10 protein-coding genes are annotated in these 12866 nt (G+C 57.1%); 6 read left to right on the top strand and 4 right to left on the bottom strand.

All coding sequences use genetic code 11. The features are described from left to right. The first annotated feature begins 20 nt into the window (after positions 1-20). Positions 21-1355 carry a PLP-dependent aminotransferase family protein gene (locus B3B59_RS09755; RefSeq protein ID WP_233804403.1) on the top strand — a complete coding sequence of 445 codons (1335 nt, stop codon included), beginning with the start codon at positions 21-23 and terminating at the stop codon, positions 1353-1355. A gap of 30 nt (positions 1356-1385) precedes the next feature. Here the strand turns inward: B3B59_RS09755 and B3B59_RS09750 are convergent, their stop codons facing one another. Continuing rightward, positions 1386-1988: a TetR/AcrR family transcriptional regulator gene (locus tag B3B59_RS09750; protein ID WP_233804402.1), complete on the bottom strand. Its 603-nt coding sequence runs from the start codon at positions 1986-1988 to the stop codon at positions 1386-1388. A gap of 135 nt (positions 1989-2123) precedes the next feature. On the opposite strand from B3B59_RS09750, the gene B3B59_RS09745 reads away from it, so the two are divergent. The 3 genes from B3B59_RS09745 (at position 2124) to tus (ending at position 5432) form a co-directional block, all read left to right on the top strand. Continuing rightward, complete coding sequence (locus tag B3B59_RS09745) at positions 2124-3005, top strand: oxidoreductase (protein ID WP_046887224.1); 882 nt, start codon at positions 2124-2126, stop codon at positions 3003-3005. A 122-nt stretch (positions 3006-3127) separates the two neighbouring features. Then, positions 3128-4429, top strand: a complete 1302-nt coding sequence (gene rstB, locus B3B59_RS09740) for a two-component system sensor histidine kinase RstB (RefSeq protein ID WP_046887223.1) — start codon at positions 3128-3130, stop codon at positions 4427-4429. Positions 4430-4502: 73 nt separating this feature from the next. After that, positions 4503-5432 (top strand): DNA replication terminus site-binding protein, encoded by a 930-nt coding sequence (gene tus / locus B3B59_RS09735; RefSeq protein WP_286808850.1) that lies wholly within the window; start codon positions 4503-4505, stop codon positions 5430-5432. On the opposite strand, the gene fumC is transcribed toward tus, so the two are convergent. Further along, the gene (gene fumC, locus B3B59_RS09730; RefSeq protein WP_040075874.1) at positions 5433-6827 is read right to left on the bottom strand and encodes a class II fumarate hydratase; all 1395 of its coding nucleotides are present in this window, start codon (positions 6825-6827) and stop codon (positions 5433-5435) included. A 136-nt stretch (positions 6828-6963) separates the two neighbouring features. Then, positions 6964-8610, bottom strand: coding sequence for a class I fumarate hydratase FumA (gene fumA, locus B3B59_RS09725; RefSeq protein ID WP_040075875.1), 1647 nt, complete (start codon positions 8608-8610; stop codon positions 6964-6966). A gap of 198 nt (positions 8611-8808) precedes the next feature. Between fumA and manA the strand changes: the two genes are divergently transcribed. Together manA and B3B59_RS09715 are read left to right on the top strand one after the other, a co-directional pair. After that, the gene (gene manA / locus B3B59_RS09720; protein WP_286808849.1) at positions 8809-9981 is read left to right on the top strand and encodes a mannose-6-phosphate isomerase; all 1173 of its coding nucleotides are present in this window, start codon (positions 8809-8811) and stop codon (positions 9979-9981) included. A 100-nt stretch (positions 9982-10081) separates the two neighbouring features. After that, on the top strand, positions 10082-11617 hold the full coding sequence (locus B3B59_RS09715) for a YdgA family protein (protein WP_286808847.1): 1536 nt from the start codon (positions 10082-10084) through the stop codon (positions 11615-11617). A 51-nt stretch (positions 11618-11668) separates the two neighbouring features. On the opposite strand, the gene B3B59_RS09710 is transcribed toward B3B59_RS09715, so the two are convergent. Next, positions 11669-12844, bottom strand: a complete 1176-nt coding sequence (locus B3B59_RS09710; RefSeq protein WP_286808845.1) for a YncE family protein — start codon at positions 12842-12844, stop codon at positions 11669-11671. Between the last annotated feature and the right edge of the window lie 22 nt (positions 12845-12866).

The raw sequence follows: 12866 nt of genomic DNA, 5'->3' as shown, positions 1-12866 counted from the left end.
AATCGTCATGGATACAATCTATGAAAGCGCGGTATAAATCCATCGTGGATGCGTTTGCCTCCGCCATCCGCAGCGGCACGCTTGCTCCGGGCACACGTCTTCCTACCCACCGGGCACTTGCTGCTGAGAAACATATTTCGCTGGCCACCGCTACCCGCGTTTACGCTGAGCTGGAAGCCATGGGTCTGGTGAGTGGAGAAACCGGCAGAGGAACGTTCGTCAGAGAAATTTCCCTGCCCGCGGGGTTGGGCATTGATCAGTACGCGGTAGCCTCGGATATTCTGGACCTCAACTTCAACTACCCCTCTCTGCCGGATCAGGCGGAACAGTTACGCGAAGCCATGCGGCAACTGGCCACCTCAGGCGATCTGGCTTCCCTGCTGCGTTATCAGCCGCACGCCGGAAGACAAAACGACAGGGAAACCATTGCATCATGGCTTAGTTCGGCCGGTATTCAGCGTTCTGCAGATGACGTTCTGATCGTGAATGGTGCCCAGCACGGTCTGACGGTTACGGTGATGGGGTTACTGAATCCGGGGGATGTGGTGGCTGTTGATGCGCTGATCTATCCCGGTTTTATCGCGCTGGCCCGTCTGTATCATCTGGAGCTTGTCGCCATACCTGTTGAAGCTACCGGCCCCGATCTGAACGCGCTCAGGGAGCTGTGCCAGCGCAGACGCATTCGCGCGATATATACGATGCCCACGCTACATAATCCGCTTGGCTGGGTTCTGAACGACGCCCAACGACGCGAACTCGCGCTGATCGCCAGAACCTACAATCTGCTCATCATTGAAGATGCAGCCTATGCTTTTCTTGTTCAGCGCCCCCTGCCCCCGCTTGCCGCCTACGCGCCCGAACGGACGGTTTACGTAACCGGATTCGCGAAAAACGTGGCGACCGGCTTACGCGTCGGCGTCGTCGTTTGCCCTGTGATGATGCGGGGGGCGCTGGAACGGGCTATCAGAGCAACGACATGGAATGCTCCTTCCCTGATGGTCTCCATCGTTTGCGGCTGGATTAAAGATGGCACGATTAAACGCTTCGAATCACTCAAAAGACGGGATGCACGTCAACGCCAGGCGCTGGCCCGAAAAATACTCTCTAACTATGCCTGCGTAAGCCATCCCAACGCTTACTTTCTCTGGTTACCGCTTCCGCAGGAGGTTCGGGCTGACCGGCTAGTTCAGCAGTTAGCCCAGCAACAGATTTCGGTCTCAACGGCAGAACCGTTCTGCACCTCAACGCATGTGCCGCACGCCATTCGCCTCGCCCTTGGTTCAGTCAGCATGCCGCAGTTAAAGGATGCCCTGACTGCAGTGGACGCGGCCATTGTCTGGGAGACCGATCGTTAAGCGAACCCTGGAATGGCCGGCGCCCGGGGCTTAATCGCCAAACAGTTCAGACTGCAAAGAGAGAATGTTCGCCCTGAGGTAATCGCCAAGCGGCTTTTGGCACGCTTCGCACAGCCAGTCATCGACTGCGAGGCGCATCGCGCCTGTGGCTGCCATGGCCGCCATTTTTAGCGCCGGCGCGCCTTGTGGTGCAGGCCAGAGCGCGCAAAGTGCGGCATAAGCGGCCTCTTCCATTCTGAGAAACTTCATCTGATTACCCATGCGCAGTTGTTCGTTCGACTGCGTCAGTCGGGCAATCAGTGCGGCAATATCCGGATCCATGCTGATAGTCATGGCCAGCAGCGCTTCACTGACCACGCCGAACGGCGTCGTGCTGTTGCCACGGCTGACTATTTCTGCATACAAAGATTCGGGCAGGCCGTTCTGCCATGCGAGGATAATCTCTTCTTTGGAGCTGAAATAGTGGAAAAAGGTCCGGCGTGCAATGCCCGCCGCACTGGCAATGTCATCCAGCGTTGTACCCTCAAACCCTTTCTGCGCAAACAGAGTTAACCCCCTTTCGGTGAGCTTTCGATGCGTTTCCCGTCGCTTTCTTTCACGGGTACCTTCTGCTTTTTTTAATCCGTCCGACACGTTACTTTTCCGTCACCATTGAAATATTGCACTCAGTGCAATATATTTATTTGCACCCGGTGCAATATTAGCCCGGCAAACCCGGCCTCTACAAGCGCTCCACCGGCCTTCTTTCTCCCATTCCAGGATAATTTCATGATCAATCACATGCCTAAAACGTACACCCCCGCCGGCACCCGGCTTAATCTGGGCCGGATGGGTTATGGCACCATGCAGTTACCCGGCCCACATGTATGGGGTCCCCCACCAGATAAAGAGGCGGCCCTTTCGGTACTGCGCGAGGCTGTTGCGCTCGGTGTAAATCATCTGGATACGGCGCAGTTTTATGGCCCTGACGTTTCCAACCAGCTGATACGCGAAGCGCTCTGGCCCTATCCTGAAAACCTGACGCTGGTCACCAAGGTGGGCTACGTGCGCGGCGCTGACGCCTCATGGCGGCCTGAGATCAGCCCGGACGGACTTGAACGTGCCGTGCATGAAAACCTGGAGACGCTGGGCCTGCAGGCGCTGGATGTGGTTAACCTGAGGCTTGGCGGGGTAAACGGGCCCGAAGCGGGATCGCTTGCAGCCCCTCTGGAGGCGCTGGTCAGGCTGCAGGAACAGGGTCTTATTCGCCATCTGGGATTGAGCAACATCACGCCTGCCCAGTTCGCCGAGGCTAAAGCCATCACGGACATTGTTTGTGTACAGAATCAATACAATATCGTCAGCCGAAACGATGACGCATTTATCGACTCACTTGCCGGGCTGGGCGTTGCTTACGTCCCCTTCTTCCCGTTAGGCGGCTTCACACCGCTACAGTCGTCGCTGCTCAATCAGATTGCCGATGAGGCGGACGCCACGCCGAAGCAGATAGCCCTTGCGTGGCTACTCCATCGCTCGCCAAATATTCTGCTTATCCCCGGCACCTCTTCGGTGGCGCATCTGCGGGAAAATCTGGCGGCAGCGGAGGTGCTGCTCTCACCGGAGCAGATGAACCGGCTCAACAGGCTTAGCGCCAGTGGCGGCCACGGTTAGCCTGACGAATAAGGTAACTGAAGCAGCCCGGTTCAGAAGCAGTGCAATTAGCGATACACTAGCGCCTTCGTACGACTCTGCTGCAATACTGCAAGGTTAAATCGTTGTTTTGGTGGTGATCCGTGAAAAAACTGTTTGTGCAGTTTTATCTCCTGCTGTTCGTCTGCTTTCTGGTGATGACTATCCTGGTCGGGCTGGTCTATAAATTTACCGCCGAGCGCGCGGGCCGACAGTCGCTGGATGATTTAATGAAAAGCTCGCTCTACCTGATGCGCAGCGAGCTGCGCGAGATCCCGCCGCGCGACTGGGCGCAGACGTTGAAAGAGTTGGATCTGAACCTCTCCTTCGATTTGCGCATCGAGCCGCTGAACCATTACCGGCTGGATGCTGCCACCGCTCAGCGCCTTCGCGACGGCGATATCGTCGCGCTGGATGATGAATACACCTTCATCCAGCGCATCCCCCGCAGCCATTACGTGCTGGCAGTCGGCCCTGTGCCCTATCTCTATTTCTTACATCAGATGCGGTTGCTGGATATTGGCCTGCTGGCTTTTATCGCCATCTCTCTCGCCTTTCCGGTCTTTATCTGGATGCGCCCTCACTGGCAAGAGATGCTGCGGCTGGAGGCCGCCGCCCAGCGTTTTGGTGAGGGGCACCTGACCGAGCGCATCCATTTTGACAGCGCCTCCAGCTTCGAACGGCTCGGCGTCGCGTTCAACCAGATGGCGGACAATATCAATGCCCTGATTGCCAGCAAAAAACAGCTTATCGATGGGATTGCCCATGAGCTGCGTACGCCGCTGGTACGCCTGCGTTATCGCCTGGAGATGAGCGAAAACCTCACCGCCGGGGAGTCGCAGGCGCTGAACCGGGATATCGGACAGCTTGAGGCACTGATTGAGGAGCTTCTGACTTACGCCCGCCTCGATCGCCCGCAAAATGAGCTGCAGCTCAGCACCCCTGACCTCCCTGCCTGGATCCGCAGCTATGTGGATGACGTCCAGAGCGTCACCCCCACGCGCACGCTGGTCCTGAGCCAGGTGACCGCCGGGGAGTACGGCGCGCTGGATATGCGCCTGATGGAGCGCGTGCTGGATAATCTGGTGAATAACGCGCTGCGTTACAGCAACCAGACGTTGCACATCGTGCTGGAACTGACGGGAAGCCGGGCAAGCCTGACGGTGGAAGACGATGGCCCCGGCATCGCTCCGGAATCACGCCAGCGGGTCTTCGAGCCCTTTGTCCGTCTTGACCCAAGCCGCGACCGTGCTACCGGCGGGTGCGGCCTGGGGCTGGCGATTGTTCACTCAATCGCGCAGGCCATGGGCGGCGATGTACAGTGCGATGAGAGCACGCTGGGCGGCGCCCGTTTTTGCTTTAGCTGGCCGGTTTACCACGCCATTACCCTCCCCACCCCTGCCTGACCCCACGCGCACGCTGGCCTGACCCGGCGTGCTGTGCTATACAGTAAGTATGTTGTAACTAATGAGACTGACTATGGCGACTTACGATCTTATCGAGCGGCTTAACGGAACCTTCCGGGAGATGGAGCAGGCTCTGGCCTCACTAACCGAAGATCTTCAGCAGTGCCGCCTGCTGGCCGCCCGGGTGTTTTCCCTGCCGGAGGTGGTGAAAGGGGCCGAACAGGATCCGCTGAATACGATTGAGGTAAAACAACATCTTGGGCAAGAGGCGCTCTCGATGGCCTTGCAGCACTACCGGCACCTGTTTATTCAGCAGCAATCCGAACGGCGCAGCAGCAAAGCCGCCGTCAGGCTGCCAGGGGTGATCTGCCTGCAGTTAGAGAGCAAACGGCGGGAAACGGTTGAAAACCGCATTACGCAGATTAATGAGCTGAAAGCGGCGTTCGAGAAGATCGTCGTTGAGGAGTCGGGCCTCGCCCCCGCCGCCCGCTTTGAATGGGTGCACCGCCACCTGCCCGGCTTGATCACGCTTAATGCCTACCGTACCCTCACGGTGCTGCGCCACCCGGCTACGCTGCGCTTCGGCTGGGCGAATAAACACATCATTAAGAACTTTACCCGCAACGAGGTGCTGGAGATGCTGGAAAAGAGCATTAAAGCACCCCGCACCGTCGCCCCCTGGTCACGGGAACAGTGGCTGGAGCGTCTGGAGGCGGAATACACGGCCATCGCCGCATTGCCGGCCGATGCGCGGCTGAAAATAAAACGTCCGGTGAAGGTGCAGCCTATCGCCCGCGTCTGGTATGCCGGGCAGCAGAAGCAGGTACAGTACGCCTGCCCCACGCCGTTGATTGCGCTGTACGATGCGGATCAGGGGGCGGTGATGCCGGATATCGGGGAACTGCTCAATTACGATGCTGAAAATATTCAGCATCGCTATAAGCCCGAGGCGCAGCCGCTGCATCTGATTATTCCGCGGCTGCACCTCTATGTGGCGACCTGATTATTTCATGCTGCCGACCATCTCTTCCGGACGGACCCAGCTGTCGAACTCGGCTTCGCTAAGATAGCCCAGCGCCAGGGCTGCTCCCTTCAGGGTCAGCCCCTCTTTATGGGCTTTTTTGGCGATTTCTGCCGCCTTATCGTAGCCGATATGGGTATTGAGCGCGGTCACCAGCATAAGAGACTCATTCAGCAGCTGGCTGATGCGTTCCCGGTTCGGTTCAATGCCCACCGCACAATGTTCGTTGAAGCTCTCCATTCCGTCCGCCAGCAGTCGCACCGACTGCAGGAAGTTATGGATCACCATGGGACGATAGACGTTCAGCTCAAAGTTACCGGATGCACCACCCATATTGACCGCCACGTCGTTGCCCATCACCTGACAGCAGAGCATGGTCATGGCTTCGCACTGGGTAGGGTTGACCTTACCCGGCATGATGGAGCTGCCCGGTTCGTTCTCTGGAATGCTGATTTCGCCGATGCCGCAGCGCGGGCCCGAGGCGAGCCAGCGGACATCGTTGGCAATTTTCATCAGCGAGGCGGCCAGCCCTTTCAGGGCGCCGTGAGCGTGAACCAGCGCATCGCAGGTGCCCAGCGCTTCAAATTTGTTTGGTGCGGTTACAAACGGCTGGCCGGTGATGGCCGCCAACTCTTCAGCCACCCGCACGGCATATTCCGGATGGGTGTTCAGACCCGTGCCTACCGCCGTGCCGCCGAGCGCCAGCTCCGCCAGGTGCGGCAGGCTGTGTTCGATATGGCGCAGGTTGTGCTCCAGCATCGCCACCCAGCCTGAGATCTCCTGACCCAGCGTCAGTGGGGTGGCATCCTGCAGGTGAGTACGACCAATCTTGACGATATCGCTGAACGCCTGGGATTTCGCCGCCAGCGTTTGCTTTAACACATTCAGTTGCGGGATAAGTTGCTCACGCAGAGCGATCACCGCCGCCACGTGCATCGCCGTCGGGAAGACGTCGTTAGAACTCTGGCTTTTGTTGACGTCATCGTTCGGGTGAACCTTGCGCTCCATCCCACGCACACCGCCCAGCAGTTCGCTCGCCCGGTTAGCCAGCACTTCGTTCATATTCATGTTGCTTTGGGTGCCAGAGCCGGTTTGCCAGATGGCGAGGGGAAACTCGTCGGGATGTTGACCTGCCAGCACTTCATCGGCGGCGCTGATAATGGCGGTGGATTTCTCGGCCACCAGCAGGCCAAGATCCTGGTTTACTTTCGCCGCGGCGCGTTTGGTCAGCGCCAGGGCCTGAATCAGCGAGACGGGCATCTTTTCAGTCGAGATGCGGAAGTGCTCCAGCGAGCGCTGCGTTTGCGCGCCCCAGAGCTTATCCGCCGGGACGTCGATGGCGCCCATGGAATCTTTCTCACTGCGTAACGTTGTCATTACTTTCTCCTTGATAAACAAATGGGATTGCTCACGTGCTTAAGGAATAAGTATTGATGGCTTCAAAGAAAACGCATGGCGCTTTGTGCGCTCTTATTAAGACCGGGTAGCCCAGGGCTACCCGGCAGAAACATCTTTATTTCACGCAAGCCGCGCACTGAGAGGACTGGATCTGTTTGAAGAAGTCGTTGCCTTTGTCATCCACCAGGATAAACGCCGGGAAATCTTCTACTTCAATTTTCCAGATGGCTTCCATCCCCAGCTCAGGGTATTCAACGCACTCCAGGCTCTTAATACTGCCCTGCGCCAGCACCGCTGCCGGGCCGCCAATGCTCCCCAGATAGAAACCGCCGTGCTTATGGCACGCATCGGTCACCTGTTGGCTACGGTTACCCTTCGCCAGCATGATCATACTGCCGCCGTTGGCCTGTAGCTGATCGACGTAAGAGTCCATACGCCCTGCGGTGGTCGGCCCCAGGGAGCCAGACGCATAGCCCTCTGGCGTTTTGGCCGGGCCGGCGTAATAGATCGGGTGATCTTTAATGTACTGCGGCAGCCCTTCACCGTTATCCAGACGCTCTTTCAGCTTCGCGTGGGCGATATCGCGCCCCACGATAATGGTGCCGTTAAGCGACAGACGGGTAGAGACCGGGTACTGAGAGAGCTGCGCCAGAATGTCACTCATCGGGCGGTTCAGATCTACACGCACCGCTTCACCCTCTCCCGCTCTGCGAAGCTCGGCCGGAATGTATTTACCCGGATTGTTCTCCAGCTTCTCGATCCAGATGCCGTCGCGGTTGATCTTAGCTTTAATGTTACGGTCCGCAGAGCACGACACGCCCATCCCCACCGGGCAAGAAGCCCCGTGACGCGGCAGGCGAATCACGCGAATATCGTGCGCAAAGTATTTGCCGCCAAACTGTGCCCCCAGGCCCAGATTCTGCGCTTCAGTCAGCAGCTCTTGCTCCAGCTGGATATCGCGGAACGCCTGACCGTGTTCGTTACCTTCCGTTGGCAGCCCATCGTAATATTTTGTGGAGGCCAGCTTAACGGTTTTCAGGGTGCTCTCGGCGGAGGTACCGCCAATCACAAAGGCGATGTGGTACGGCGGACAGGCCGCGGTGCCCAGGGTACGCATCTTCTCCACCAGATAGTTTTTCAACTTACCGGGGCTTAGCAGCGCTTTGGTCTCCTGGTAGAGATAGGTTTTGTTCGCGGAGCCGCCGCCCTTGGCGATACAGAGGAATTTATACTCATCGCCATCCACGCTGTAGAGGTCGATCTGCGCGGGCAGATTCGTGCCGGTGTTGACCTCTTTATACATATCCAGCGCCGCGTTTTGCGAGTAGCGCAGGTTGTCTTCGATATAGGTGTTATACACGCCGCGAGCCAGAGCGGCTTCGTCACCGCCGCCGGTCCAGACACGCTGACCTTTTTTCCCGGAGATGATCGCGGTGCCGGTATCCTGGCAGGTAGGCAGAATGCCCTTGGCGGCGATATCGGAGTTACGCAGGAACTGCAAGGCTACGTACTTATCATTTTCGCTGGCCTGCGGGTCGCTGAGGATATCCGCTACTTGCTGCTGGTGCGCCGGGCGCAGCATAAAGGACGCATCGTGGAAGGCCTGCTGCGCCAGTAGCGTCAGGGCCTGCGGATCCACTTTCAGGATCTCCTGGCCTTCAAATTCAGTGACGGAAACGTGGTCGCGGGTTAACAGGTAATATTCGGTTTGATCCTTCGCAAGAGGGAAAGGATCTTGATAATGAAAGGGTTTGTTCGACATTGTGCTCTCACTTACGACATTGCAGATTATGGTTCGGGCAATTTTCCGTTGCCCTCTATAAAAGCGAGTTAGCTTATCCTACACAATTTTTTAACAAAAACTGAGACTAGTACGACTTTTTGCGCCCGCAGGTTACTTCCGGGCGGTTTATTGCTTTAATACGGGCAGTTAATTCTACTTATGAAACAGGGCTTGATAATGCAAAAACTCATCAACTCAGTGCAGAACTATGCCTGGGGAAGTAAAACTGCGTTAACGGAACTCTACGGTATCGCCAACCCAGACCAGCAGCCCATGGCCGAGCTGTGGATGGGTGCCCACCCGAAGAGCAGCTCAAAGATTGACGTTCACGGCGAAGTGAAATCCTTGCGTGACGTGATTGACGGTGACAAAGCCGCATGGCTTGGCAACGCCGTTAACCAACGTTTTGGCGAACTGCCCTTCCTGTTTAAAGTGCTCTGCGCCGCACAGCCTCTTTCCATTCAAGTGCATCCGAATAAACAGGCGTCTGAAATCGGCTTTGCCAAAGAGAACGCGGCGGGTATCCCGATTGATGCCGCCGAGCGGAATTACAAAGACCCGAACCATAAGCCGGAGCTGGTCTTTGCCCTTACCCCCTTCCTGGCGATGAATGCGTTCCGCGAGTTTTCGGAAATCGTCTCGTTGCTGCAGCCGGTAGCCGGGGCCCATACCGCTATCGCCCATTTCCTGGAAAATCCCAACGCCGAAGGGCTAAGCCAGCTGTTCGCCAGTCTGCTGAACATGCAGGGCGAGGAGAAAGCCCATGCGCTGGCCGTGCTGGCCGCTGCGCTGAACAGCCAGCAGGGTGAGCCGTGGGAGACCATCCGTCTGATTGCGCAGTTCTATCCGGACGACAGCGGCCTCTTCTCTCCGCTGCTGCTGAACGTGGTGAAGCTGAATCCAGGGGAAGCGATGTTCCTCTTTGCCGAGACGCCGCATGCGTATCTGCAGGGTGTCGCGCTGGAGGTGATGGCCAACTCCGATAACGTGCTGCGCGCAGGCCTGACGCCGAAGTACATCGATATCGCGGAGCTGGTGGCCAACGTCAAGTTCGAGGCTAAACCGGCGGCAGAGCTGTTAACCCAGCCGGTGAAAAACGGTGCGGAACTGGACTTCCCTATCCCGGTTGATGATTTTGCCTTTGCTCTGCACGACCTGAGCCACAACGAAACGGCGATTGCCCAGCAAAGCGCGGCAATTCTCTTCTGCGTAGAAGGGGAAGCGGTACTCAGCCAGGGCGAGCAGCGTCTGGTGCTCAAACCTGGCGAATCGGCCATTATCAGCGCCAGTGAGCCGCCGGTCAGCGTTAGCGGCGTGGGTCGACTGGCCCGGGTTTTCAATAAGCTATAGTCACTTACTGAATTTTTTAACAACTCTTGCTAAGCTAGTGAGAGCCTTTTCCATCACCAGGCGGTATTTACCGCCTGGTTTCATTTTAGGGATAATCAGAATGAAAAAATCGGTCGTAGCGGTTGGCGTTATTGTTGCATTAGGCGTGATCTGGACGGGTGCGTCCTGGTACACCGGAAAACAGCTGGAAAGCCGTCTGGCCGAGATGGTGGCGCAGGCGAACAACGAAATTAAGCGCACCGCCCCGGAAGCCGGGCTGGCGCTGAGCTATCAGGATTATCAGCGCGGGCTGTTTAGCAGCAAAATGCAGCTAGTGGTTAAGCCAGTTGCAGGCAGCCAGGAGAGCTGGCTGAAGCCAGGCCAGAGCGTGGTGCTGGATGAGGTGGTCGATCATGGTCCCTTCCCTGCGGCGCAGCTAAAACATTTCAACCTCATCCCCTCGATGGCGTCGGTGAAAACCACGCTGGTGAATAACGAAGCGACAAAGCCGCTGTTTGATCTGGCGAAGAACCAGTCCCCGTTTGAGGTCAATACGCGCATCAGTTACGGCGGTGACACCTCCTCTGACATCGACCTGAAGGCGCTGAACTATGAACAAGGCGACGAAAAAGTGGCCTTTAGCGGCGGTCACTTCAAGCTGGATGCCGATCGCGAGGGCAACGTCTTCTCGCTGACCGGTGACGCCGCCAGCGGGCTGGTGAACGCGGTTAACGAATATGGCCAGAAGGTTCAGTTGACCTTCAACAACCTGAAAACCGATGGCAACAGCCGACTGACCTCCTTTGACGAACGCATCGGCGATCAGAAACTGACCCTGGATAAGCTGGCCATCGCCGTGGAAGGGAAAGAGATGGCGGTGCTGGAGGGTATGGATCTGGACGGCAAGTCCGAGGTCTCTAAAGATGGCAAGAGCATCGATAGCCAGCTGGATTACACCCTGAAGAGCCTGAAAGTGCAGAATCAGGATCTGGGCAGCGGCAAGCTGGCCCTCAAAATTGGCAATATTGATGGCCAGGCATGGCACCAGTTTAGCCAGCAGTATCGCGCCCAGAGCCAGGCGGCGCTGGCGGACAAAGCGCTGATGGAAAGCAACCCGGCGCTGTACCAGCAGAAAGTGATGGACGCATTCTATGGCAACCTGCCGCTGCTGCTGAAAGGCGAACCGGTGATCACCATTGCGCCGCTGAGCTGGAAAAACAGTAAAGGCGAAACGAACTTCAACCTGTCGCTGTTCTTGAAAGATCCGGCCACCGCGACCGGCGAAGCCCAGACCCTGACCCAGGAAGTGGATCGCAGCGTGAAATCGCTCGAGAGCAAACTGACGGTGCCGGTGGATATGGCGACCGAGCTGATGACCCAGATTGCGAAGCTGGAAGGGTATAAGGACGAGGATGCCGGCAAGCTGGCGAATCAACAGGTGAAAGGCGTTGCGGCGATGGGCCAGATGTTCCGCATCACTACCCTGCAAGATAACGTGATTGGCGCCAGCCTGCAGTACGCTAACGGCCAGGTCACCCTGAACGGACAGAAGATGTCGCTGGAAGAGTTTATCGGTATGTTCGGTATGCCAACGCTGGGTCTGCCGACACCGGCAGCACCTGCTGCTCCTGCGGCGCCTGCTGTTCCTCAGCAGTAAGTCTGAACCTGAAAAGCCCCGCCAGTGCGGGGCTTTTTTTTATATCTGGCTTCAGGATTTATTCAAATCGATACGCAAAATGCGCTCTTTTGCCCCTTTCACAAACACGTCCGGATCCCAGTCGCGGTTAAAGCCCTCTTTGATGCCGACAAAGAGCGTATCCATATCCGCTGAGAGCGCCATCTGGTTCGGGTAGACCGGTACCACAAATTCTCTGGTCACCTTATAGTTTTTCGCATCGATAACGCTAAGGGTACCGCTGGTAAAATTCGTGACGTAAAGCTCGTTATACTTCGGGTTGTATTTTACCGCATTGGCGCCCGCCCCGGTGTGCACGAAGCCGAGCTGTTTGCCATCGCGCAGATCGAAAATATAAAGGCCGTCATCGGGGCCGCTGCGATCTTCATGGTTAAAGACCACCACAAACGCGCGCTGCGAAGCCGAATCCACGGCCAGATTCTGCACGCTGCTGATCTGCGGCTTAACATTCTTCAGGGCGAGGGTGCGTTGTACCTTCTGCGTCTTCGCATCGATCTCATTGATATAATCCCGGCCGCCCACGTAGATTTTCTGTGTCTTATCATCCAGCGTCAGGCCATAGGCGGTGCCGCTATAGGCCCCCTCCACTTCACCCTTCAGCGCCAGGGTTGCCCCATCCAGCATCAACAATTTATGCACTGGCTGCATTCCTTCCCCGCTTTTCAGCATATTGCTGTAACTGACGAAAAGCGTGTCAGAGGCCGGGCTGTAAACCATATGACGCAGATGTTCGAAGCGCGCATCGGCCGCGTTGGCGAGATTGAAACTCAGCTTGTCGCTGGTGTTGAGCAGTTTACCCGTTTCGCTGTCCAGCAGGCTGATACGCAGCGAAGCCGACTGGGTATGGCCCACATAAAGCCGATGCCGCGTCGGGGCGAGCGCCAGAGAGAAGGCGCGGTATGGCATCTCAAGACGCTGCTCTACCGCCAGCGTTTCCGGGTTAAAGGCATAGAGAAAGCCCTTATTGGCCGCCCGGTTCATGCGGTCTGTCACCGCGACGAAAAGATGGTGGCCGCTGTTGTCGTAGGCCAGCTCGTAAAGACCTTCGTTGGCATCCTCAAGATAGTTCGTTGAGAGCGCAAAGCGAGTCAGTTCGCGCGCGGGTGGATCGATGGCCAGCGCCAGGGTGGGGATGAGCGTGGCCAGACAGAGCCCGGCAAGTTGTAGTGATAAACGAGAACGGTTCATAAATTTTCCTGATCAGTGTACA

The organism is Leclercia sp. UBA2479 (genome assembly GCF_002341985.1).
Taxonomy (GTDB): domain Bacteria; phylum Pseudomonadota; class Gammaproteobacteria; order Enterobacterales; family Enterobacteriaceae; genus Enterobacter; species Enterobacter pneumoniae.
Note: the sequence above shows the minus strand (reverse complement) of the source record. Positions and strands in the feature narration are given on the sequence as shown.